The 23466-nt window shown below is 70.1% G+C and carries 24 protein-coding genes; 9 read left to right on the top strand and 15 right to left on the bottom strand.

The features are described from left to right. Positions 1 to 167 precede the first annotated feature (167 nt). The 4 genes from CG740_RS04780 to CG740_RS04765 form a co-directional block, all read right to left on the bottom strand. Positions 168 to 1238, bottom strand: a complete 1071-nt coding sequence (locus CG740_RS04780) for a glycoside hydrolase family 19 protein (RefSeq protein WP_100573564.1) — start codon at positions 1236 to 1238, stop codon at positions 168 to 170. Positions 1239 to 1432: 194 nt separating this feature from the next. Further along, on the bottom strand, positions 1433 to 1900 hold the full coding sequence (locus tag CG740_RS04775) for a PPOX class F420-dependent oxidoreductase (RefSeq protein ID WP_100573563.1): 468 nt from the start codon (positions 1898 to 1900) through the stop codon (positions 1433 to 1435). Between the two features lie 78 nt (positions 1901 to 1978). Further along, entirely contained in the window at positions 1979 to 2542 is a 564-nt protein-coding gene (locus CG740_RS04770; RefSeq protein WP_100573562.1) for a YbaK/EbsC family protein, read from the bottom strand. Positions 2543 to 2635: 93 nt separating this feature from the next. Beyond that, on the bottom strand, positions 2636 to 3010 hold the full coding sequence (locus tag CG740_RS04765; RefSeq protein ID WP_100573561.1) for a cupin domain-containing protein: 375 nt from the start codon (positions 3008 to 3010) through the stop codon (positions 2636 to 2638). Between the two features lie 69 nt (positions 3011 to 3079). On the opposite strand from CG740_RS04765, the gene CG740_RS04760 reads away from it, so the two are divergent. Next, positions 3080 to 3520: a MarR family winged helix-turn-helix transcriptional regulator gene (locus tag CG740_RS04760; protein ID WP_100573560.1), complete on the top strand. Its 441-nt coding sequence runs from the start codon at positions 3080 to 3082 to the stop codon at positions 3518 to 3520. 87 nt (positions 3521 to 3607) lie between these two features. Here CG740_RS04760 and CG740_RS04755 read toward each other — a convergent pair whose 3' ends face one another. Further along, positions 3608 to 4186: a TetR/AcrR family transcriptional regulator gene (locus tag CG740_RS04755; RefSeq protein ID WP_100573559.1), complete on the bottom strand. Its 579-nt coding sequence runs from the start codon at positions 4184 to 4186 to the stop codon at positions 3608 to 3610. Positions 4187 to 4273: 87 nt separating this feature from the next. On the opposite strand from CG740_RS04755, the gene CG740_RS04750 reads away from it, so the two are divergent. Together CG740_RS04750 and CG740_RS04745 are read left to right on the top strand one after the other, a co-directional pair. Next, positions 4274 to 5155 carry an SDR family oxidoreductase gene (locus CG740_RS04750; protein ID WP_100573558.1) on the top strand — a complete coding sequence of 294 codons (882 nt, stop codon included), beginning with the start codon at positions 4274 to 4276 and terminating at the stop codon, positions 5153 to 5155. Positions 5156 to 5420: 265 nt separating this feature from the next. Then, positions 5421 to 6773, top strand: coding sequence for a VanZ family protein (locus CG740_RS04745; RefSeq protein ID WP_100573557.1), 1353 nt, complete (start codon positions 5421 to 5423; stop codon positions 6771 to 6773). Here the strand turns inward: CG740_RS04745 and CG740_RS04740 are convergent. Continuing rightward, positions 6690 to 7670 (bottom strand): L-threonylcarbamoyladenylate synthase, encoded by a 981-nt coding sequence (locus tag CG740_RS04740; RefSeq protein ID WP_100573556.1) that lies wholly within the window; start codon positions 7668 to 7670, stop codon positions 6690 to 6692. The two genes, CG740_RS04745 and CG740_RS04740, sit on opposite strands and share 84 nt — an antisense overlap. 164 nt (positions 7671 to 7834) lie before the next feature. Between CG740_RS04740 and CG740_RS04735 the strand changes: the two genes are divergently transcribed. After that, complete coding sequence (locus CG740_RS04735; protein WP_100573555.1) at positions 7835 to 8092, top strand: hypothetical protein; 258 nt, start codon at positions 7835 to 7837, stop codon at positions 8090 to 8092. 97 nt (positions 8093 to 8189) lie between these two features. On the opposite strand, the gene CG740_RS04730 is transcribed toward CG740_RS04735, so the two are convergent. After that, complete coding sequence (locus CG740_RS04730; protein WP_199846326.1) at positions 8190 to 10451, bottom strand: ATP-binding cassette domain-containing protein; 2262 nt, start codon at positions 10449 to 10451, stop codon at positions 8190 to 8192. A gap of 125 nt (positions 10452 to 10576) precedes the next feature. Further along, entirely contained in the window at positions 10577 to 11512 is a 936-nt protein-coding gene (locus CG740_RS04725) for a siderophore-interacting protein (RefSeq protein ID WP_100573553.1), read from the bottom strand. 116 nt (positions 11513 to 11628) lie between these two features. Here CG740_RS04725 and CG740_RS04720 point away from each other — a divergent pair, with 116 nt between their 5' ends. From CG740_RS04720 to CG740_RS04705, 4 genes are all read left to right on the top strand, one after another. Continuing rightward, a complete protein-coding gene (locus CG740_RS04720) occupies positions 11629 to 12477 on the top strand; it encodes a TetR/AcrR family transcriptional regulator (protein ID WP_100573552.1) in 849 nt (282 codons plus the stop codon). Positions 12478 to 12618: 141 nt separating this feature from the next. Further along, the gene (locus CG740_RS04715; protein WP_100573698.1) at positions 12619 to 13509 is read left to right on the top strand and encodes a GNAT family N-acetyltransferase; all 891 of its coding nucleotides are present in this window, start codon (positions 12619 to 12621) and stop codon (positions 13507 to 13509) included. Between the two features lie 77 nt (positions 13510 to 13586). Further along, the gene (locus CG740_RS04710; RefSeq protein ID WP_199846325.1) at positions 13587 to 14144 is read left to right on the top strand and encodes a GNAT family N-acetyltransferase; all 558 of its coding nucleotides are present in this window, start codon (positions 13587 to 13589) and stop codon (positions 14142 to 14144) included. 148 nt (positions 14145 to 14292) lie between these two features. Continuing rightward, complete coding sequence (locus tag CG740_RS04705; protein WP_159030225.1) at positions 14293 to 14895, top strand: hypothetical protein; 603 nt, start codon at positions 14293 to 14295, stop codon at positions 14893 to 14895. Positions 14896 to 14946: 51 nt separating this feature from the next. On the opposite strand, the gene CG740_RS04700 is transcribed toward CG740_RS04705, so the two are convergent. Further along, positions 14947 to 15525 carry a maltokinase N-terminal cap-like domain-containing protein gene (locus tag CG740_RS04700; RefSeq protein ID WP_100573550.1) on the bottom strand — a complete coding sequence of 193 codons (579 nt, stop codon included), beginning with the start codon at positions 15523 to 15525 and terminating at the stop codon, positions 14947 to 14949. A 61-nt stretch (positions 15526 to 15586) separates the two neighbouring features. Next, complete coding sequence (locus CG740_RS40750; protein WP_234376042.1) at positions 15587 to 16048, bottom strand: PH domain-containing protein; 462 nt, start codon at positions 16046 to 16048, stop codon at positions 15587 to 15589. A gap of 255 nt (positions 16049 to 16303) precedes the next feature. On the opposite strand from CG740_RS40750, the gene CG740_RS04685 reads away from it, so the two are divergent. Continuing rightward, complete coding sequence (locus CG740_RS04685; protein WP_100573549.1) at positions 16304 to 17044, top strand: alpha/beta hydrolase; 741 nt, start codon at positions 16304 to 16306, stop codon at positions 17042 to 17044. A gap of 250 nt (positions 17045 to 17294) precedes the next feature. On the opposite strand, the gene CG740_RS04680 is transcribed toward CG740_RS04685, so the two are convergent. From CG740_RS04680 to CG740_RS04660, 5 genes are all read right to left on the bottom strand, one after another. Further along, positions 17295 to 18584: an MFS transporter gene (locus CG740_RS04680; RefSeq protein ID WP_100573548.1), complete on the bottom strand. Its 1290-nt coding sequence runs from the start codon at positions 18582 to 18584 to the stop codon at positions 17295 to 17297. A 343-nt stretch (positions 18585 to 18927) separates the two neighbouring features. Continuing rightward, on the bottom strand, positions 18928 to 19689 hold the full coding sequence (locus tag CG740_RS04675; protein WP_100573547.1) for an SDR family NAD(P)-dependent oxidoreductase: 762 nt from the start codon (positions 19687 to 19689) through the stop codon (positions 18928 to 18930). Between the two features lie 103 nt (positions 19690 to 19792). Next, the gene (locus tag CG740_RS04670) at positions 19793 to 20017 is read right to left on the bottom strand and encodes an acyl carrier protein (RefSeq protein WP_234376068.1); all 225 of its coding nucleotides are present in this window, start codon (positions 20015 to 20017) and stop codon (positions 19793 to 19795) included. Positions 20018 to 20179: 162 nt separating this feature from the next. Next, positions 20180 to 21427, bottom strand: a complete 1248-nt coding sequence (locus CG740_RS04665; protein WP_100573546.1) for an aminotransferase class I/II-fold pyridoxal phosphate-dependent enzyme — start codon at positions 21425 to 21427, stop codon at positions 20180 to 20182. Further along, positions 21424 to 23466 carry a condensation domain-containing protein gene (locus CG740_RS04660; protein ID WP_100573545.1) on the bottom strand — a complete coding sequence of 681 codons (2043 nt, stop codon included), beginning with the start codon at positions 23464 to 23466 and terminating at the stop codon, positions 21424 to 21426. Before CG740_RS04660 ends, CG740_RS04665 begins: the two co-directional genes overlap by 4 nt.

Here is a 23466-nt window from a genome sequence, read left to right as displayed (position 1 = left end):
GTCGGCACCGCGTCCACTGCGTGACGTCTCGGTCCTCAGCTCGGCGCAAGGAGGCAGCCACCGTCTGGAACAGGCCGTGTTCTGACTCAACTTTGTTTCACCGCACGGCAGTTGATGTGCCCCTGCCCGCTCCGAGCAGGGGCGCATCGGCCTGGCTCGTGGATGGATCAGCAGCTCAGATTGTTGCCCGCCGGCACCCCGAGGATCGACACGAAGCTCTGATACGCGTTGATCCGGCTCTGCACCTGGGCCGGGTTGCCGCCGTTGCACTCGATGCTGCCGTTGATGCTCCGGATGGTCTCGCCGAAGCCCGCTCCGTTCACCATGGCATTGTGCGGGGTCATGGTGCCGGGGCCGTTCTGGGTGTTCCAGTACCACAGGCCGGTCTTCCAGGCGACGGCCGAGTCGGTCTGCACGAGGTTCGGGTTGTGGAGCAGGTCGATACCGAGCGCGTCGCCCGCCGCCTTGTAGTTGAAGTTCCAGCTCAGCTGGATCGGGCCGCGCCCGTAGTAGGCGGACTGACCGGCCGGGCAGCCGTAGGGCTGGGTCGCGTCGCAGTAGTGCGAGTAGTTGGCGGTGTTCTGCTCGACGATGTACACCAGGCCGCCGGTCTCGTGGCTGACGTTGGCGAGGAAGGCCGCCGCCTCCTGCTTCTTGACCGTGTCGCTGCCGGTGTTCGCGAAGCCCGGGTAGGCGCTGAGCGCCGCAGTCAGGCCGCTGTAGGTGTAGAACGAGTTCCGGTTCGGGAACATCTGGTTGAACTGGGCCTCGCTGACGACGAAGGAACCGCTGGACGGCGGGGTCGTCGGGCCGCCGCCGCAGCTGTACGGATCCCAGTACCAGGTGCTGATGACCGGGTCGTAGCCCGGGTTGTCGTGCTCGGCGATGTAGTAGTTGCCATCGGTGTACCTGACGATGTCACCGGCCACGTAGGCGTGGCCCGCGGCCCACGCCGGGTAGTCGCAGCTTCCACCGGTACCGCCCGAACTACCGCCGCAGGCCCCCTGATCGGCCCAGACCGTGGCAACACCGGGCGTCTCGCCCTGAGTCCACCACTTGGCCTGCCAGTTGTGGCTGTTGTACGAAGCGGACGTACCACCGGTGTAGACCGAGGACGAATTCCAGGCGCCGGCGCAGGTGGCGGCCGCGGAGGCCGTGGATGCCAGCGGCACGGTGAGGGCGAGTCCTACCGCGACCGCCAGCGCGGTGAGAAGAGCTATGAGCCGTTGTCTCGACACGCGACCACTCCTTCAAGGAGTCAAGTGGGATCGGGGCAGACTCAAGCGGAATGGTCTGCACCTGTCAAGGTCCAGACCAATTCCGAATCCGCCGCGCAGCGAGATCCCGATCGGCACGAACTCGGGCACACGGCCACGGCCAAGGGCTCGTTCGCCGACCGGCCGAGACTTCAGGGCAGAGCGGAAGGAAGCCTCTACTCCTGAGCCAGCCGCGCCGGGAATCCGCCCGTCGCCACCGGGCTCCAGCGCACCGGCGTGACGCGGATCAAGGACTTGCCCTGCTTCAGCATTGCCGCGCGGTACTCCGCCCAGTCAGGGTGCTCGCCGCTGATGCTGCGGAAGTAGTCCACCAACGGCTCGACCGACTCCGGCGCATCGATGACCTCGGCCGTGCCGTCCACCTGCACCCACGGCCCGTCCCACTCGTCCGACAGGACGATGACACTGACCCGCTCGTCCCTGCGGGCGTTGCGCGTCTTGGCACGGTCGGGGTACGTGGACATCACCAGACGCCCAGAGGCATCGACGCCGCAGGTCAGCGGCGACCCCTGCGGTCCGCCATCAGCACGTCGGGTCAGCAGGATCGCGCGGTGCCGGGAACGAACGAACTCCAGCAACTGCGCACGTTCAACAGGGGTGTTGGAAGCGATTCTCGGGCTCATACGACGCACCCTACGACAGCTGGCCGGGGCCGGAGAGCCGCGGCACGCGTCGCCCAAGCCGGCAGCCGGAAGGGGAGTTCAGCGAGCCAGCCCCTGGAGGACCTCGGCCCCCGGAAGCTGTGCCAGCGCCCAGCCCGGGACGATCAGCTTGCCGCGACGTCGGCCGCTGCCGACCAGGACGAACGGGGTCTCGACCACCGCCGCGTCGATGAGCAGCGGCCAGCGGGCGGGAAGGCCGACGGGAGTGATGCCCCCGTACTCCATCCCGCTCTCGGCCACGGCGACGTCCATCGGCGCGAAGGACGCCTTGCGCGAGCCGAGGTGTTTGCGCACGGCACTGTTCACGTCCACCCGAGTACCGGCGAGTGCGAGGCAGGCGGCAAGTGTGGTCTCGCCGCCGCGCTTGGCGGCGACCACCACGCAGTTCGCGGAGGCATCGAGCGGGACCTTGTACGCCTCGGCGAAGACGGCGGTGTCGGCCTTGGCCGGATCGGTATCGACGTAGAGAACCGCTCGGGCCGCATCGGAGGCGCCCCACTTCGTGAGAGCACCGGCCACCGGCTCGGCGAGGTCCGCGGAGACCTCAAGCGCGGGGTAGGCAGCGTCGAAGTCGCCGAAGGGAGCAGGAACGAGGGTCGCCATGAACAGGACTCTAGTCCAGCTACCAGCTCCCTTCCGCCCCGCTCCCTGCATGCGTGAGGCCGGGCCCGACGTTCAGCACCGACGTTCACCGCACTATCGAGCCCAGGGCGGGGTCATGCTGCTGCCGTCGGCCAGGCGGGCGGTGAGCCCGACCCGCGTGGTGACCCACATGTGGGCGGCCTGGTCAGTGGTATTGCTGACTGCCAGTTCGGAACCTGCGGGTGCAACTGCCGCGTCCCCCGGGCCGAGTTCGGCACTCTCACCGTCAATGGTGAGCCGGACGCGGCCGTTCAGGACGTAGAACGTCTCCTCCTCGCTGATCTCGTGAACCGGCGCCACCATGGCGGCCGGGATCTCGACGCGCCAGGCGGCGAGGTCCCGGCTGCCGGTGTCCGGACGAACATAGGAAACGAAACGGCCACCGTGAACCTCGTGCGCGACGGCCTCTTCATTGCGTATGAACGGCATGCCCCCACCTCTCTATAGACAAGTTCCTTGTCCTGATAGACAAGCTGATTGACGAGCTATAGTCAAGCCATGGACGACGCCCTGGTCTTCTCCGCACTCGTGCTGGCTCTTTCCGGTCAGCTGGTGCAGGAAATCCACACCACCGTTTCCCAGCAGGGGTTCGAGGACCTGAGGCCCGCGCACGGCTTCGCCTTCGCCCGCATCTCGGCAGGCGGTGCCACCACGGCCGACCTGGCCGAACACCTGGGGGTGACCAAGCAGGCGGCCGCCCAGCTGGTCGAGGAGCTGGTCCGTAAGGGATACGTGGAGCGGCATCCGCACCCGCACGACCGCCGCGCCCGCCTGCTGGCACTGACCGCGACCGGCTGGGCCGCCACGCGCGCCGCCGACCAGGCGGCCCGGGATGCCGTCAGCGCGTGGCGCGAAGTACTGGGCGAGGCCCGCTTCGGCGAACTCGTCGCCGATCTGGCAAGACTGGCACCGAAGGGCCCGATCCGCCCCGCCCGGTGAATCCGCCGCCCCGGCCCCGGCCCCCTTCAGCCGATGAGCGAGGGCGCCTGCCCGGCAGGCGGTCGATGAGCGGGTGGGACCGGCCGGTCAGCCCAGCTTCGCGCTCGCCGCGCGCAGCTCGTCCAGGGCCGCCAGGACGTATCCGGCGAGCTCGTCCTTGCCGTCGGCGTCGCCGTCGGACCATTCGGCGAATCCGCGCTTGAACGCGAGGATGCCCAGCTCGCTCGCGAGGGCCGCGGTGGGATCGGGGAGTCCGCGGGCGACCAGGGCTGCCGTCATCGCGGCGGCGAGGCTGATGGTCTTCAGCGCATCACGCTCCTGGAGCTCGGTGCACGCGGCGATGGCCGCCTGCACGCGCGGGGCGAGCTCTCGGTTCATCGGACCCATCGCGCTCGACGCGCGTTCGAGACCGGCGGCGACCGCCTCCAGCGGAGTGGCACGGCCGGGGGCCTCGGCGATCCCCTCGGTCAGCAGCCGGCTCAGCGTTTCCTGTCCGGCCACCAGCAGCTCGCGCTTGTCGGGGAAGTGCCGGAAGAAGGTGCTCTTGGTGACCCCGGCACGCTCCGTGATCTGCGCGACCGTCGTGGCGTCGTACCCCTGCTCGGTGAACAGGTCGACCGCGGCCACGACGAGGCGCTCGCGCGCGCCTGGCTCCCACCTACCCATGAGGCCAGCATATGCGATGGGACTCTTGTCCCGTCACCTGGTAGCGTGTGACGGGACAAGAGTCCCATCACTTGATGGAGGATCATCATGCGCGTCTTCGTCACCGGTGCCACCGGCCTGATCGGCTCCACGGTCGTCGCCGAACTGGTCGGCAACGGCCACACCGTTCTCGCGCTCGCCCGTTCCGACGCGTCCGCGCGGGCCGCCGAGGCGGCCGGCGCCGAGCCGCTCCGGGGAGCGCTCGCCGAGCTGGACGTACTCCGGACCGGCGCCTCTCGGGCCGACGGGGTCGTCCACCTCGCCTTCGGCAACGACTTCAGCAGCCCCGAGGCCCTGGCGAAGAACGTCGCCGAGGAGAGCGCCGCCCTCGCGGCCCTCGGTGAGGAACTCGTCGGCAGCGACCGCCCCTTCGTGACCGTCTCGGGTACGCCGCAGACGCCGGGCCGCGCCTCCACCGAGGCCGACCCGACCCCGACCGACGGGCCGGTCGGCGGCCGAGGCCGAGCGGTCACGGCCGTCCTGGGTCTTGCCTCGCGCGGGGTCCGGAGTACGGCCGTGCGCCTGCCGCGCACAGTCCACAACCAAGGCACCGGTGGATTCGCCGGTCTGCTGACCGACATCGCACGCCGGAGCGGCGTGTCCGGATACCCGGGCGACGGCACACAACGCTGGCCGGCCGTCCACGCACTCGACGCGGCAGTCCTTTTCCGGCTCGCCCTGGAACGGGCGGAAGCGGGCAGCGTCTGGCACGCCGTGGCCGACGAGGGGGACAGGGTGCGGGACATCGCCGCGGTCATCGGGCGGCGCCTCGGCCTCCCTGTCGAAGCGGTGCCGTCGCAGACGTACGGCCCGCTCGGCACGATCTTCGAGGCCGACCAGCCCTCGTCGAGCAGCCACACCAGGCGTGCACTCGGCTGGGAGCCGAAGCACCCCGGCCTCCTGGAGGACCTGGAGAACATCCAGCCCTGATCGACACGCCTCGCCCGGCCGGGGCCGCAGCGGGTCACCCATGCATCGGCGGCTGCGGAAGCCGGCAGAATCCCCCATCCGTCGGCGCGATGATAGTCAACTGGTCTCCGCACAACGGAACTTGGGGCTCCTACAGGGTGGGAGACGGCGGCCGAGCACGGGGTGATTTGATGGGCGCGTCGATTGATCGGAGTGCTAGTTCCGGAAGTCGCTGCGGCTGGGGAGGCTCTTCCCCTCCCACCACAGCGCCCCACGCAAAGGCCACATGGTGATCAGAGCTTCCATCGGGGCCGTCCCGGGGCTGATCCCGTCGTTTCTGATCCTCGCCGGCGTGCTGGCCGGCATCACGGCCCTCATATCGAGGGCGCGCAACAGGCCGTTGCTCCTGCCTGTGCTGCTGGCCACCTGCACGGCGGCCCTCTGCACGGTGACCTTGCTCCCGGGTGCCGCCGGCATGACCGTCGGCCAGTGCGACACAGGGCTCCCCGTGCACGTGTTCACGTCGTCCAGCTCTCTTCTCAACATCGGCCTGTTCATCCCCCCGGCCGCCCTGAGCACGCTGCTGTTCCGTCGACCCGCAACGGTGGCGGCCGTGTTCGTGCTCTTCAGCGGACTGATCGAGTTCATCCAATCCGTGACGTCGCTGGGCCGGTCCTGCACCGTCACCGATGTCGTCGCCAACTCGATCGGCGCGCTCGTGGGTGTCGGCGGCGCCGCGGTGTGGCTCGGGATCGGTGGCCGGGCCCTCCGTCGACCGCTCCGCGACTTCGCCTGGGCCGCGGGCATCGCACTCGCCGGCTCGGCAGCGCTGGCCTACGGCTTCAACTCCCAGGTGACGGGCGTGAATGTGGTCGCGATCGACGACTCCCGACGAGCCGTGGTGGATGCCACCGAGGGCTCCGACACCTGGTTGTCGGCCGAGGCGGAGGCGGTGTTCGGAACCGGCACCCGCTCCACGGGAACGCAGGTGGAGAAGGACGGGAGCCGATGGAAGATCATCGCTTCGACGGACCGCGGGACGATTTCGGGCTGGTGGCCGGACCGAACGCTGGAGTGGGCCTCGGCCTCCGACCAGCACGGTGACGCCGGGACGCTGACCGCCGCCCAGGCGGGCGGAGTCGCCCGCAGTTTCGCCCGGACACACTTCCCCGACAGCCTTGCCGGAAGCGACCAGACGGTCCGCACGCTTGATGACGGACCGGATGCGGCATACCTGGTGACGTACCGCCGCCACCGTCAGGGCGTCCTGATGCCCATGCGGCTCGACTTCACGATCACCAGGTCAGGTCGCATCATCGGTTTCACTTCCGAGGCGGTGAGGGACCCCGTTCCGCCCCGGGCAACCGTCACCGTCACCGGGACCACCGCGCGACGGCAGCCGGCAAAGACAGCCGGCGCCGAGGCGGCGAGCGCTCAGCTCCTCGCCCGGCAGCTCGACGGCGTCACCGGCCAGCGGGTCGCACCCGACAAGTGGCCCGACGGGCAGGCCAGATCAGCACCTGACCAACTACCCTGCGGGTTGAGCCTGTTGGCCCTATTGGTCGGCACCGGGCCGGGGCCCCGCGGCGCGGCGGAGCCGGTTGGCGATCGCCAGCCCCAGCCCCTCCTCGGCCGGTAGGGAGGCGATGATGAGGTCGCATCCCCGCTCGTCGAGCTCACGCAGGAACCCGTACAGTCCGCGCGCGTAGGCGGCCAGGGAGCTCGGCAGGGTGACCACCGCGTGCACCTTGGACGGAGTCGCGGCGCCGGACGGCAGGAAGACACCCACTTGGTGTCCGCGCTCCTGCGCGCGTTCCGCTTCGGCCACGAGCTTGTCGGCTTCCACGAGGATGACGCGTGCTCGCGGCGCGTAGTGGGACGGATGCTGGCCCGGTACCCGGACGGAACTCGTTGTGGGGACCGCGATCGGACGTGCCAGCACTGCTTCGAGTTCCTCGCGCGTCACCCCGCCGGGCCGCAGAATACTGGGCACCTCGCCGGTGACGTCGACGATCGTCGATTCGACGCCGACCTCGCACGGGCCACCGTCCAGCACGAAGTCGACGGCCGCGCCGAGTTCCGCACGGACGTGGTCGGCCGTCGTGGGACTGACCGAGCCGAAGCGGTTGGCGGAGGGGGCTGTGATTCCCCCGCCGAACTCCGAAAGCAGCGCGAGCGCGACGGGGTGGGCGGGCACACGCACGGCCACCGTGTCCAGACCACCGGTCGCCTCGCGAGGCACGCGACGACCGCGCGGCAGCACCAGGGTCAGCGGACCGGGCCAGAAGTGTTCGGCCAGCAGCCGTGCCGTGGGCGGAACGTCCTCGACCCACTCGTCGAGACCGTCCGCGCCGCTGATGTGAACGATCAAGGGGTGGGAGGAGGGCCGCCCCTTGGCCTGGAAGATGCGCGCCACCGCGGCGGGGTCCTCGGCATTGGCGCCGAGACCGTAGACGGTCTCGGTCGGGAGGGCCACAAGCCCTCCCGCGCGCAGCACCCCGGCCGCCTTCTCGATATCACTGTTTCGTACCGTCACCTTGGCGATTCTTCCATTGATCACCGTCCGCGCTGCACCTGCACCTGCGCCCCGGGCGTGGGGCGAATTGGGTGATCTGCTCCGTGGGCTGGCGCGTACAGCGACCGGTTGGGCCTCCCGTCTGCGTTAACTCGGGGGACGTCCCCCCGCTGAGAGGAACTCTGATGAAGAGCATGCTGGCCCGAGTCGTGGTCACTTCCGCCGTTGCGCTCACGATGGCCGGTCTGTCCGCCCCCGCCTACGCGGACGTCGCCGTCGGCGGTCGCTACGAGGGTGTTGTCACCGCTGACGAGCCGTTCGTCGCCGGACACTGGTCCGGCTTCGCCCACACCTCCCACGTGCACACCGCGGGCAGCGGCTACGGCTGGGCCACCGACGGCGCTGCCGGCGGCCGTGAGAGCGGCATCGTCGTCATCGACTGAGTCCCGCTCCTGGGAAGCCCTCCGCCGCGCCCCTGCGGACGGAGGGCTTCCTTGCGTACCAGCCCGGTGGGGCACAGACCCGGTTCGCCTCCTGGCTTCAGACGCCGGACAGGTCCCGGCGCAGGTACTCGGCGGTGTGCGAGCCGGTGGCCTTCAGGAGGTCGGCCGGAGGGCCCTCGAACAGGACCGTCCCACCGCCACCACCGCCCTCGGGGCCGAGGTCGATGATCCAGTCGGCGTTCTTGACGACGTCAAGGTTGTGCTCGATGACGATCACGGTGTTGCCCTGATCCACGAGGCGCTCGACGATGCCGAGCAGGCGGTGGGTGTCGGCCATGTGCAGGCCCGTGGTGGGCTCGTCCATCACGTAGACGCTGCCGACGCGGTGCAGATCGGCCGCGAGCTTGAGGCGCTGGCACTCGCCGCCGGACAGGGTGCTGAGCGGCTGGCCGAGCCCCACGTAATCCAGACCCACCTCGTTCAGCGCGTGCAGGGTGCGGCGGAGCTTGGGCTCGGTGAAGAAGTCCAGCGCCTCGGCCGCCGTCATGGCCAGTACGTCGCTGATCGATCGGCCGCGCAGCCGGTGGCCGAGCACTTCGTCGGCGAAGCGACGGCCCTGGCAGACCTCGCACCCGGACTTGAGGGTCTCCAGGAACGCGAGGTCGGTGTACAGCACGCCCAGGCCCTGGCAGTTGGCACAGGCACCCTTCGAGTTCGCGCTGAACAGCGACGCGCTGACGCCGTTGGCCTTGGCGAACAGTCTGCGGATCGGGTCGAGGAGTCCGGTGTAGGTGGCTGTGCTGGAACGCCGGTTGCCCGTCACCGGGGACTGGTCGATCACGATCGCGTCCGGGTGCCAGCTCAGTAGTCCGTCGTTGACGAGGGAACTCTTCCCCGATCCGGCCACGCCGGTGACGACGGTCAGGACACCGGTGGGAAAGTCGACCGTGACATCGCGGAGGTTGTGGCTGTTCGCGCCGGTGACGGTCAGCACCCCGGTCGGGCGGCGGTGCTCGGCCTTCATCGGCAGGCGGTGGCGAAGGTGGCGGCCGGTGAGGGTGTCGGCCGCCACAAGACCCGTGAAGCCGCCCTCGTACACCACTTCACCACCCAGCGCTCCGGCCTTCGGACCCATGTCGACCACGTGGTCCGCGATCGCCATGACGTCCGGGTCGTGCTCCACCACGAGCACCGTGTTGCCCTTGTTCCTCAGTTCGAGCAGGAGTTCCCTGAGCCGGTGCACGTCGCGCGCATGCAGTCCGACGCTCGGTTCGTCGAAGACGTACAGCATGTCGGTCAGGCTGCTGGACAGGTGCCGGACCATCTTGATCCGTTGCGATTCGCCGCCCGACAGCGTCCTGGTCTCCCGGTCCAGGCTCAGGTAGCCGAGACCGATGTCGACCAGGTGCCGGAGACGGGAGACCAGGGCCTTGAGGACCGGTTTCACCTGGGGTACGTCCAACTCCGCCAGGACCGCACCCAGGCGCTCGACGTCCATCGAGGTGAGGTCGGCGATGTGGTGGCCGGCGATCCGGCAGGCACGGGCGGCGGGTGCCAGGCGGGTGCCCGCGCAGTCCCGACAGGGGGCCGAGCGTACGAACCGCTGGAAGACCTGGCGGCTGCGCTCGGACATGTCGTCCTTCTTGATGTAGAGCCTGGTGAACTTGGCCACCACGCCCTCGTACTTGACGCTCAGCGCGTTGCCCTGCCAGTCCAGGCGCAGCTTCTGTGGCATCTCGCCGTGGAGGAGCAGACGCAGCTCCTGCTCGGTGAAGTCGGCCACGGGCTTGTCGTTGTCGAAGAAGCCCGACTTCACGTAACTCAGCCAGTACCAGCTGTCCGTGGAGAATTCGGGGTGCAGCAGCGCGCCCTCGTTGAGGGATCTGCTCCGGTCGAGGAAGGAGTCGAGGTCGAGTTCCACGACCCTGCCGAGTCCCTCGCAGGCCGGGCACATGCCTTGGGGGTCGTTGAACGAGAAGGCGCTGGTCGGCAGGCCCATGGGGTCACCCGCGCGTGAGAACAGCAGCCGCAGCAGCGGGTTGATGTCCGTGACGGTGCCCACGGTGGAGCGCGGATTGCCGCCCAGGCGCTGCTGGTCGATGACGACCGCGGCGGAGAGGTTCTCGATGGCGTCCATGACCGGACGGCCGTGGTCGGGCAGGAAGGTGCGGACGAAGGCGGTGAAGGTCTCGTTGAGCTGACGCCGGGCCTCGGCGGCGACGGTGTCGAAGACCAGGGACGACTTGCCCGAGCCGGAGACGCCGGTGAAGACCGTCAGGCTCCGCTTCGGGATCTCCACCGAGATGTTCTTGAGGTTGTTCTCCCGTGCACCGGTCACCTTGATGGCGTCGGTACTCACATGTGCTCCTCGGTCGGTACGACGGGCAGTACGGGTGGGCTGGTCGGTGGAGACCTCCGATCGTGGTCGAGCCGGGGGTCGTCGCTCTGGAGGGACACAGCTGGATGCCGGCCCCTCCGCGAGGTTCATCCCTGACGCACCTGGCGGTCGTCGGTGGCGGTGGCGGCAGTGGCAGAGGCAGTGGCCGCAGCAGCAGCGGCCTGGAACTCCGCGAGCCGTTCCTGCGCCTCGGCCATGTCCTCCGCGGTGGGCGCGTCGTCCTGGGTCAGCTTGAACCGCCAGTAACCGCTGAACTCGATGGACCGCTTGTCCAGGCCCCGGTCGTCGACCAGATGACGGCGGAGCGCGCGGACGGCCCCCGACTCTCCGGCCAGCCAGGCGAACGGGCGGCCGGGGAGGAACTCCGCCTCACGTACGGCGTCGACCAGCCGGCCGCTCCGGCCCGCCGAAGTCCCGTCGCGGTAGAGCCAGTTGACGGTGGTGTTCGCGGCGACCCCGAGGTCCTGGCGTTCCGCGGCGTCGGCGACTTCGATGAAGGCCAGGGCGCGGGATCGCTCGGGCAGCGCCTCCAGCAGGGTGGCGATGGCCGGGAGCGCGGTCTCGTCGCCGGCGAGGAGCAGCCAGTCGGAGTCCGCGATCGACTCCGTCAGGGCGACGGGCGCGGAGTAGAGCGACGACGGGCCGACCATGCCGAGGCGGCTACCGGGCCCGGCGGATCCGGCCCACCTGGTGGCCGGTCCGCTGTCCCCGTGCAGGACGAAATCGATTTCTACGGTGTTGGTCCCCGGCAGGCGTCGGCGAATGGTGAAGCTGCGCATCCACGGCCGCTCGCTCTCCGGAATGGCCAGGAAGGCCTGGTACCAGCTGGTCGCATCGTCGTTTTGTTCCGGCAGGACGGGCCTGTGCTGGCCGGGCCGCGGGAAACACAGCTTGACCTGTTGGTCCGGAGTGCGGCCGACCGAGTCGTCGATCCGGTCGGCGTCGAAGGTGACGCGGACCATGCGCGGGGTGACGCGGGTGATGTCGGTGACCTGGATGAATGAAACCGGGAGCGCTGCCATCGAGAGCCTTCCAAGAGTGCGGACATCCCGAGGCGGGACCCCGGGTCCACCTGATATCTTTACGCCGTAAGGGGATGCGTGCGGGGACGTTACTTTACGCCGCAAGGAGTTGCAAGGTGGTTATCTTCGCCGGACAGGGCGACGCCCGTCGTTCGATGGCCCTGCTCTGGCGCTCGGCCAGTCCCCAGGGCACCAGGGCCGCGCCCGGACCCAAGCCCGGACTCGACGTCGACACGATCGTGGCCGCGGGCATCGCCGTCGCCGATGAGCAGGGAATGGCCGCCCTGTCGATGCGCGCGGTAGGGGCTTGGCTGGGCCGGACGGCGATGGCGCTCTACACCTATGTGCCGAGCAAGAGCGAGCTGGTCGACCTCATGCACGACCGCGTGCTGGCCGAGCTGCCGACCGCGTACGACACCGCCCCGGGATGGCGCACGGCGATCGCGGACTGGGCCGAGGACACCTGGGCTTTCTATCTGCGGCATCCATGGGTGCTCCAGGTGTCCCAGGCCAGACCGGTGCTCGGGCCGGGTGAGTACACGCAGTTGGAGACCGTGGTACGGATCATGCAGGGCGCCGGCCTGGACCCGTTGCGGACCCGCCGCGTCATCGCCGTGCTGTTCCAGTTCGTCCGGGGCATGACCCGTATCGCCGCGGAACGCCGCCAAGCGGCGCCGGAGACCGGGGTGTCCGACGAGGAGTGGTGGGCGGAGCGGACGGCCCTGCTCACCGAGGTGGCGCCGGACTTCGCCGAGCGCTTCCCGGCCCTGGCGGCGCTGGAGTCACATGCCACCGCTGCCGCCGCCGACGGCGTACGGGACGAACTGGCCGACACGACACCGTACTTGGAGCGGGAGGCGAGGGAAGCCTTCCAGGTCGGCCTGGAACTGATCCTTGCCGGGATCGCCCCGGCCGACCGGCCCGACCCCGACAACCCGGCCCAGGCGACGCCGGGGACAAGGTGATCGACCCGAATCCGCCACTCGCGACACGTCGTTGCGTGCAGCTCCACTTCGACCGCCACCGAATCGGCGAGTGGGCCGGTAGCAACTCCCGGCAGGAAAAAGAGAATGCGTCCCGGCGCGGCCGATGGCTACGCTGGCGGAATGGAATCCGTACAGGTCAGGTTGTTACAGGAGGACGATCTCCCCTCTGCGGAGGCGGCTTCGGCGGTGACGTTCTTCGCGTCGGAGCGTGGCTCCAGACGGGTCGGCGATCCGGAACCTGAACCCCGGTCCGCAGCGGCCTCCAAGCAGTGGATCGACCGCATGCGCTTCTTCCTGGACGTGGATCCGGAGGGATGCTGGGTCGCGGTTGACGAGGCGGCGGGAGCCACCGGTGCCGTGGGGTTCGCCATTGCGCAGAACCGCGGTGGTCTGTGGTTCCTCGCCACCTACGGGGTCTTGCCCAGCCATCAAGGACGGGGCATCGGCAAGCGATTGTTGGACGCCGCTCTCGCCCATGCCGACGGGCGGCCCGGCATCTTCTCCTCCAGCGTGCATCCCGGCGCCACACGCCGGTACCGGGCGGCGAAGTTCTCGCTCCACCCTCAGATGCGCATGGTCGGCACCGTGGACCGGTCCACGCTTCCCGCGGTCGATGGCCTCAGGGAAGGCCGGGCCGACGACCTCGCGTGGATGGACGAGCTCGATCAGCGCCTGCGTACTGCGGGCCACGGGCCGGACCACGCCTACATGCTCGACACACTGCGACTCGTCGTCAGCCGCGACCGATCGACGCCGGGATACGTCTACCTCGACGAGCGAGGGCGTGCGTCGCTGCTGGCCGCCTCGGACCCGGCAACCGCACAGAACCTGTTGTGGGAAGCCCTCGCCTCGTCGCAGGGATCAACCCTGGTCAATTGCATCACCACTCCCAATGAGTGGGCGATCGACGTAGGCCTGGCCGCACGGCTCGACATCGGCCAGGAAGGCTATATCGCGGTCCGCGACATGCCCGTTCCCGCGCCCTACCTTGCCAGCGGGCACTTCCTCTGACCTGAGCCGGGCCGCTGTCGCTGTCTGACGAGATCAGCGACGGGCACACCCACCATCAACCACCCCCGGAGACCCACATGTCGCTGCAAGGCACCATCTCGACCACGCCGATGGATGGAGCGGCCGCGGTCCTGGCGACGGACGCGTTCAGGCTGGTCTACGCCGAAGCGTTCGCGGAGCCTCCGTACTACGAGACCGCGGATGATGTCGCCGCAGCCTTCCGCCACTTCCCCGCGCTGACGCGCAGGCTCGCCTTTCGCGCCGTCCTGGCCCGAAGCTCGAAGGGTGAGCCGATCGGCATGGCGTACGGCTGTGCTCTCCGGCCCGACACGGTGTGGTGGGACGAACTCACCAAGCCCGTGTCCGACGACATGCGGCGCGAGAACGGGCACCGCACGTTCGGACTCATGGAACTCGCTGTCCGCGCACAATGGCGCGGCCAGGGGGTGGCACGGCAACTGCACAAGACCCTGCTCGACGGGACCGGAGCCGAGCGGGTGCTGTTGAACGTCCACCCGGCGAGCGAGGCCGCGCCGGCGGCATACCGGTCGTGGGGATACCGCAAGATCGGCGAGGCGCGGCTTGGGGGTCAGGGCGGGGAACTGCATGACGTGATGCTGCTCGCTCTGGGCTGAGCCCAAGTTCTCGCGTCGCGCCTCGATGTGGGGCCGTGCCGCGGCCCGGCCGCCGACCTCAGCAGCTGGGCACCCAGGCCGCCGTGAGTACCAGAACTGAGTACGGCGACGGTGTCACCGCCCCGGGTGGCGGTGTTCGGATGGCTTCATGACGACGACTCCTCCCGACGCACCTGCTTCCCGCCTCCGTTACCAGGTCCTGGGGCTTTCCGCTGCCGGGGCCGCGGTGGTGCTCCTCATCGCGGGGCTTGCCGAGGGGTGCACGGCTCTCTCGGGCGGGACGGTCCGTTCCGAGGCGCAGTTCCTGCAACACGTACGTGACACCGAAGCCGCCGGCGAGGAGACCGTTCTGTTCCTGGGGTCGAATCCGAGCTCGGTGACCTTGGGGACTGCCGGTAGCAGCGCGTCCTGCGTGGACGATCTCGGTGTCGACGGGGATGGCGTCACCCGTGACCAGCCGTCCGTTTCCTGGGCTCCGGGCTTCGCGGACGGCGACGCCGGCTATCGCGCGGCCGTCGACCGCCTTCGCGAGCACTGGTCCTCGCAAGGATGGAAGGTGACCGTCGGTCCGGGGACCGACCCGGTCACCGGTAGGGACAGCGGCCTGCAAGCCATCCGCACCACCGACGACCACGGCATCGCCCTGTCCTTGCGGCCCGGCCGACACACCGGCGAGGGCCTGGTGGTCGCGGACGGCGGCTGCGTCCGCCACAACGGCTCCTGGGATGCGGCCAGTTGGCGTGCCGAGTGAAGGACAACGACGTGGTCGCCGGGCCGCACTGGCCTTTCGGCCAGGCCCGGTCTACCCGTGAGCGACGGCCATGAGTACGCCCCGCGCGGCTGTTCCGTCCGGCCACGTCCACCCGGCGACGAGGCGTACGGACGACGGCTCGATGTCCTCCCCCGACCGCAGCATCCGGTTGACCCGAACGTCGAGCCCTTCGGCGGGGCCCGATCCGTGCACGGCGACGGTCGGGTCGGGGGCGTTGCTCGCGTTCTGTTGCTGGGGCGTCGCCTCGCCGCGCAGGAGCGCTCGCACCTGCGCCATGACCACCGGGTCGTGGACACCGTCGTAGATCCAGCGGCGTCCGAGCACGCCGTGCTCGGACGTGCCGATCAACGCGTCGTCCGGGGCACCCTCAAGTGCCGCAGCGCGATAGGCCAGCGGCACCAGATACGCCACCGGCGGCTGCGGGCCGGCGTCGGCCACGACCATGAACTCGATCCCGACCTCGCCGTCCGGATCGTCCAGGCGGAACCCACCCGCCTTGATCAGTTCCGGGGCTTCTCGACCGCCCGCGTACCAGCTCTGCCTGGGCAGCCAGCCGGTGAGCAGCTCCAGCTTGGTGGGCATCATGGTGGTCTGATGGATGACGGCCATGCGAACTCCCCCGCGTGTAGGTGTCGGCCCGCCCTTGAACGGAATGCGATCGTACCGAGCCTCACCGCGGCTTCGCGGTGGCCCCCGCACCGAGCGCCGCCCGCACTTCCTCCAGGCGCCGGTCCTGCGACCTTCCGCCGGCCGAGTGGCTCAACGCGTAGGCCGTGGTCTTGAAGCCGTCGAAGTGATGGAACTCCGCACCCCAGGTCCCCAGCCGCACCGAGGCAACCTCCTCCCGCCTCAACCGCTGGGTCCCCCACGGGTTGACGACGACGATCTCCTCGGGTCCTACCTCCAACCGGGCCCGCAGAAGCAACCACCAGAAGAAGAGCGCGAACCCGGCAGCCAGCGCCGACCACAGGCCGGCCGACCGAGCCGTCGCGACCTCCGGAGCCAGCAACCACCTGCCCCAACCCACCAACGAACGCACCGCGACCACCGCCGGAATCGCATACCCCGCCAACAGCCCCGGATCGTCCACCCGCCACACGGAAACCGGATCATCCCCACCCTGGTCAGTCATGCCGACATTGTGAGCCACCCGGCTTGATCGATTCCATCGGGCTGCGCACCGGTACGACGGCTCCGAGGAGGCTCCGCGATAACCCGTTGGGAACGGCGACGGCCACTGCTATGTTTGCCGTGGCCGTGCGAGAGATCGAGGAGGTGGTACCCGTGAACGCAGTATCGACATGGGTGCTCCCCTCCGGGGTCACGGTCGGGCGATAGTCAGGTCGTCCGGGAGCGCCATTCCAGTGCACTCCCGAAAGGCACGATCATGGACTTCACTTCCGCTCGGCATCTCGACGACGGCGTCCTCGAACGCGAATTCACCCTCGGCGAGATCCCCGGCACCCTGTGGACGCCCGAGTCCGCCACCGCCACCACACCAGCGCCGCTGGTCCTCCTCGGCCACCCTCCCCTCGGGCTGCGCAAGATGTACCCCCGGCTGGTGGCCCGCGCCCGGCACTCCGCGGCGGAGGGCTTCGCCACCGCCACCATCGAACTGCCCGGAAGCGGCGACCGGCCTCGCTGGCCCGCCGTCGACGAAGCACGCGCCGACCTGCGCCGGGTGATGCAGGCCGGTGAGCCGGTCAGCGAGGAGATCGTCGAAGCCCTCATCCTCCCGTTGGTCGACAAGGCGGTCCCGGAGTGGCAGGCCGCCCTGGACGCCCTCCTGTCGCTGCCCGAGATCGGCGGCCCGGTCGGATACTCGGGAGGAGTGATCTCCATCGGAGTCCGGCTCGCGGTGGTCGAGCCCCGCATCGTGGCCGCCGGCCTCTTCGCGGGGAGCTTCGTCCCGCGCGCCATCGTCGAGGAGGCCCGCCGGGTCACCATTCCGCTGCACGTCCTGCTCCAGTGGGACGACGAAGGAAACGACCGGCAGGCGGCCCTGGACCTGTTCAACGCCTTCGGCTCGAAGGAGAAGTCCCTGCACGCCCATATGGGCGGACACACCGGCGTCCCGCAGTACGCGGGGGAGGCCGCCGCCCAGTTCTTCACCCGCCACCTGAAGTGAGGCCGAACCGTCAGGTCGGCGGCGACAGCTAGCCGAATTCGACCGTCCGCCACTCATCGCGGGCGGGCACCGCCCGCCCGCGGTTCACGGCGGGCACGGGCCCCTGCTGAACTCTCGGCAGGGGCCCGTGCCCCGGCCCCTGTGCGAAGGGCCCCGGTGCCGTGGTGTGCGGCCAGGGCAGTTGGGGACGGTCTCCGCGGCAGAGCGACGAATCCCGACGTCCGCCGGACGACTGTCCTGATCGGCGCGGTCAGCGCAGGGAGCGGATCGCCGGGCTCAGGGCGACCAGGGCAGCACACGTCAGGACGGCGCTGCCGCACACCAGGAACAGCATGGTCGTGCCGAGCGGGACCAGGACGCCGGCAAGCGTGTAGGAGAACGGGTCGAACGCCACCGTGGCAAGGACGACGAGGCTCAGGACACGGCCCAGCAGTCCCTGCGGAACTCGCTCCTGGAGGGTGGCCACGACGACCACTCCGAGGAACGCCGAGCCGAGGCCGATGAGGGAGACCACCGCCGTGGCGGCGACGACATCGCCCACGGCCGCCAGTCCGGCCATGCCCGCGCCGATCGCGGCGACCCCGCCGACCACCGTCCAGCCCCGCCGGGCGGGTGGTCGCCACCCCGCCACGAGCGAGCCGGCCAGCGATCCGGCGCCGAACCCGGAGAGCACGATGCCCAACGCGCCCGCGCCGCCCAGACGTTGGTCGGCGAGGACAGCACCCCCGACCAGCACGGGGCCCACCACCGCGATATTGATCAGAGCGATGGCCGCCAGCATCCCTCGCACCACCGGCTCACGCCAGGCGTAGCTCAAGCCCGCGCCGAGGGCACGCGCGGTGCTGAGCTGCTCCCCCTCGACGCTCTCCGGGTCGGCAAAGTCCCCGGCAGGTTCGCCGCTCCGGATCGCGCGGGTCGGCATGCTTTCGCCACTCCGTATCGCGCGGATGGGCATGCTGAGGGCGACGGCGGCCAGTGCGGCCAGCGCCGCGATCCCCCCGAGCGTCGCGTCGAAGCCGACGGCGGCGATGACTCCGGCGGCCACCGCCGGCCCGATCAGGTCGCCCCCGGACTCCGCGCCCTGCACCAGCGCGTTGACCCGGGCGAGCCGCTCGGTCGGTACGACGCCGGGCAGCAGAGCAAGGGCCGCAGGGAAGTACGCGGCGTCGGCGACCCCGAGCAGTGCGGCGAGCAGTGCCACCGCCGTCACCGAAGGCGAGGTCAAGGTGACCAGGGCGCCGAGGGCCAGCAGGACCGCGACGCGGAGCCAGGCGGCACCGGCCGCGATCCGGGCGGGGCCGAGCCGGTCGACCAGTACTCCCGCGGGGAGCAGGAGCGCCGCTCGTGGCAGTGCCACGGCCACCAGAACGAATCCTGTGGCCATTCCCGGCTCCGACAGCTTCAGGACGAAGAGCGTGAGCCATATGAGGAACAGCGCATCGACCACGGCCGCCAGGCCCTGGCCCGCGATCAGACGACGCAGATGCGCTTCGCCGAGCGGCTCGCGCGGCAGGGAACGGGCGGTCGGCTCCATGGTCATCGCCGGAGCCCCGGGGCGCCGCGCGCAACCGCCCCGCTGCCCGGCGGGCAGTCGTCGGTCAGGCGACCGAGCACGCCCAACTGGCTTGCCGCACAGTGCTGTTGACCCGCCGACTCGGGACGGCGCACATCATCGTCACCGCGGCCGCATCCGGATGAACCCGGGCGGGAAAGCGTGCCCCTCTCGCTGATCGGCAACTTGCCCCCATCCACTCGCTTGGGACGAAACACACTGCTCGGCCGGGTGGGACCGTCCCCGCAGAGCCATTTCGCATCCGCGGTCCGCTGCCCGCGGCGTCCGCCACCGCATGGCGGCCCGCCCATGTGGCCCACTCCGCTCGTCACTAGGCGATGTGCGTACCTCCGTCGACCGTGAGGGTGGTGCCGGTGATGTAGGACGACGCGTCGGACACCAGGAAGAGCAGTGCCGCAGCCAGCTCCTCGGGCTGCCCGATCCGACCTGAGAGCACCCGCGGCATCATCGCCTCCAGATAGCCCTCGCCGTAACCGTCGGTCATCTCGGAGGTGAAGAGGCCCGGCGCCAGGGCGTTGACGCGGATGCCCTTGCTGGGCGTCCACTGCTGGGCGAGATCTCGGGTGAGCCCGAGCAGGCCGGCCTTCGACGCCGAGTACGCGGCCTGCGGCAGACCGCCGGTGACCAGCGCGAGGATGCTGGAGATGTTGACGATGGCGCTGCCGGGCAGCATCACCGCGCCCGCCGCCTGGGCCATCCAGTAAGCCCCGTTGAGGTTGATGTCGATGACCTCGCGGAACTGCTCCGGGGTTTCCTCCGTCGCGGGCAGTTCACTGCTGATCCCGGCGTTGTTGACGAGGATGTCCACCCGCCCGAAGGCCCGCACGGCCGCGTCGACCAGCGCGCGGCAGTCCTCCGGCTCGGCGACGTCGGTGTGCACCGCGATGGCCCGGCGGCCGAGTTTCTCGACGGCCGTGCGCACCGCCGCCAGCCTCTCGGCGCGCCGCGCCCCCAGTACGACATCGGCTCCGGCCTCGGCCACCGCGGTGGCGAAGGCTACCCCGAGCCCGGAGGAGGCGCCGGTGACCACGGCGACGCGGCCGTCGAGCCGGAAGCGCTCCAGGATGCTCATGCCCAACTCCCGCACGGTGACGTGATGTTGAGCCGGAGGGGGCGAGCCGTTCGGACGGGGCGAGCGGTCCGTACGGTCCGGCGGCTCGGCCGTCCGGCGGCGGTCACCGGTGGTCGGCGATGTAGCTCACGGTGTCGCCGACGGTCTTCAGCTCCGTGATCAGGTCATCGGGGATCTTCACCTGGAAGTTGTCCTCAAGCGCAACGGAGATCTCCACCATCGACAGTGAGTCGATGTCGAGATCGTCGATGAACGACTTCTCGGCGGTCACCGCGGCGGAGTCGACCCCGGCGACCTCTTCGACGATCTTGGCAACGGCGGTCAGGATGTCGGTGTTGCCCGAACTGCCGGTAGCGCTGGTGGCATTGCCGGTCGCACTGCTGGTGTTGCCGGTGCTGTTCACCACGGGGCTTCTCCTTCTTGAGACTTGAGGCTTGAGGGGGCGACATGAGACGCGCTGCGGGCTGCGGGGCGAGCCTTTGCGGGGAGGTCAGATGCCGAGGCGGCGACGGTAGGTGAGCAGGGTGCGCAGGAAGCCGTCCATCTGTTCCTCGGTGTGGCCGGCGTGCGGGAACAGGCGCAGGAGGGCCCGGTTGCGCGAGACGGCGGGGTAGGAGAAGACCGGCACGAGGTAACCGTCCTCGACGAACCACTCCCGCATCTGAAGGGCGGCGGCGTCGTTCCCGATCGGTACCGAGAGCATGTACGACTCGGTCGGCGTGGTCGGCGTGTCCGCCTCGTGCATCTGGCGGCGGAAGCGTGCCGCATGCGCCAAGTAGTCGTCGACGATCGCCGGCTCGTCGGCGAGGGCGTCGATCGTGCGCGTCGCCGTGTAGGCGGTGGGAGGTTGGATGGCGGCCGTGAACATGGAGGTGCCGGAGAGGAGTTCGAAGGCATCGATGGCCGTGGCCGGCCCGGCGATCGCACCGCCTTCCAGGCCGATGGCCTTCGAAAGGGACACCATGACGAAGTCCGCCCGCTCCCGGATCGCGGCCGCTTCCCGCGCGTACGGACGGTTCTCGGGCCCGTACACCATGAACCCGTTCGCATCGTCGATCATGCTGATGGCGCCGTGCCGGTCGCACGCGTCGAGGATGTCGACGATGGGTCCCATGGTGCCGTCGGCCGAGTAGATGCTCTCTGCGATCACGACGGTCTTGCGGGCGCTGACCCGTTCCAGGATGCGGGCCAGATCGGAGACGTCGTTGTGCCGGAACGCGTGGACGTTGCGCCCGTAGTCGAGTCCTTCCAAGCCCTTCCAGATGCTCCAGTGGACGTCCCGGTCGACGACGAAAACGGTGTCGTGGTTGCGCACTTCGATCCCGGCGTCGAAGTGCGCGGAACTGCTCATGGCATGGACGAACCCGATGTTGGCGAGGAGCCCCGTGGCGAAACTGATGGCCCGTTCCTTGCCGGTGTGGCGGGCGATCGTGTCTTCGAGCACTTGGTGCGGACGGCAGATCCCCTGCGTCATCCTCGATCCGCTGGTGCTCAGGCCGTGGGCGAGTGCCCCCTCCGCGAAATGGCGTTGTACGGGGACGTGGCGCTCCAGATCGAGAAAGCTGATGCTGGCGAAGTTCACCAGCTCGCGGCCGTTGCGGACGATGGTCGGCCCGACCGGGCCGTCCACCACGGGCGGGCGGTAGGCCGTGTCGTGCGTGTTCGCCTCGACGAAAGCGCCGAAGGCCCACGGGGCCAGGCGGTCCACGGACTGTGTGGCGATGTGGGACGCGGTCATGGTGAGGTGTCTCCTCCACGGGGGTCGCGGGGCGGTAGGGGCTCCAGGGCCGCGGCGAGACGACCGAGCGAGGCCGTCCCGGCCAGCTCGTCCGACGCGATCCCGGTGAAGCCGAACTGGTCGAGCAGTGCGAGCAGTTGTGGTATCGCGACCAGCGTCACGCCGTGGTCGGCGAGGCTGCGGTGCATGTCCACGGCGTCGGGGCTGTCGAGGGTGCCGGCCGGCAGACCGCCGGGCACGACGGAGGCCACGGCGGCGGCCAACGCGCGTTCGGCACACGTCTCGGCCGGGCGCGACCGGATCCAGAGGGCTTCCGTATCGCCGGCGGCGCTGACCGGCTGGTCGCAGGACCGCCCGGGGTCGGGCCCGGTCACGGCGGTCAGGACGTAACGCCTCGGGGCCACCAGACCGGGCACTTCGCCCAGGTGGTCCAGGACGTGGCGGTGCAGGTCGCCGGGGGTGACGCCGGGGTCGGTGCGGACGTACGCCACGAGGTGCGGTCCGCTCCCCTCCCCCCTCGTCCCCGCGCGCTGCGCCTTCATCTCCCCGCCACCGCAATCGCCTTCGGACGCCTCACGCTCCTCTGCCGCCTGCCCGTCGGGCGCCACCGTCACCGCGTGCACGCCCGGATGACCGCGTAACACCTCCTCGACGTCGGCCAGGCGCACCCATCCCTGTGGGGCGCGCCACCAGCCGGGGGCGGCGGGGTTGAGGGGGCGTTCCGGCACCGGGCACTCGGCGCCGTCGGCGAGCGCGCGCAGCAGACCGCACAACCGGACCGGCAGCTCCAGGGCCTGCTCGGCGTCGAGCAGATGGTCTCCGACGGTGACGTCGAGGGTGACGACCCCCTCGTCCCGGCCGAGGTCCACATAGAGCGTCTCGCAGGGGTCGTCGGGGGCGCTCGTGATCCAGGTGTCGGCCCCGTCGGACGGCCCGTACTGCGTGGGGACCAGGTAGTCCCGTGGCCACGAGTAGCAGTTGTACTCGATGGTGGGTACGGTCACGACGCCGCGGCGCCGGTCCATGCGTGCCTGGGACGCGACCAGTTCGGCGGGGCGCCACTGGCCGTGCCGGTAGGCCGCGGCGGAGGCCGCGGCGACGGAGGCGACCACTTCGCCGAAGGCGGCACCCGGGCGGAGGTCGATCTGTACCGGGACCGTCAGTGCCCGGACGCCGATGCTGTGCCGCAGCGCGGCGCGGGCCCGGTTGGAGACCACCACGGACGCGAGGAACCGGTGTTCGCCGGTGCGGGTGGCGATGTCGTGGGCGAGCGCCGCGAGCACGACGGCCTCCGGGCTGACCCGGTGGCGACGGGCCAGGCGGTCGAGGTCGTGGTACGCGTCCACCGAGCGGTGCTGGAGGCGGTGGCGCCCGGCGCCGTCGTCGCTCCCGCCGAAGGGGGCCAGCACGTTGGTCGGGTTGCCCGCCAGACGCGTGAGCCATTCCAGCTCGGCCGCTCGGGCGCGTTCCAGGGGCTGGGTGGCAACCATGTCGAGAGGATGCGGGGACGCCTCCAATAACCCCTCGCAACGGCACAGTTGGGAGTGCAGCTGGTCGATCAGCACCGCCAGACCCCAGCCGTCGATCAGGACGTGGTGGGCTGCTATCACGACCGCGCGCGGCTTCCCGCCCCGGAGCAGCACCCTCGCGAGCCAGGGCGGGTGCCGCTCGGGGTCGATCGGGTGGGCGGCCAGCGTCGCGGTGGCGGCCTCCAGGGTGTCGGCGTCGGCGTTGGGCACGTCGACGTAGTCGACCGGCAGCGGAGCCCAGTCCGGGTGGTGGACGTACTGGATCGGGCGGAGCGGGTCGACGGTGGTGCGCAGCGCCTCGTGGCGGGCGGTGAGGGACGCGAGCGCCGCGAGCACATCGGCGACCGTGGCCGAGGGCGGGACGTGGCAGTGGTCCGCGAGCGGCGTCGGGTTCACCCGGCGTTGTGCGGGGATGGTGTGCTCGAACCAGTGCCACTGCTGGATCCAGGTCAGCGGCCCGCTGCGCAGGACGGTGACGGGGCCCGGGGCCGGTTGGGGAGGGTGGTTCAC

It is taken from the genome of Streptomyces sp. CB01201 (assembly GCF_002803085.1).
Taxonomy (GTDB): Bacteria; Actinomycetota; Actinomycetes; order Streptomycetales; family Streptomycetaceae; genus Streptomyces; species Streptomyces hundungensis.
The sequence above is the reverse complement of the archived record's forward strand: the minus strand, read 5'-3'. Positions and strand labels throughout refer to the sequence as shown.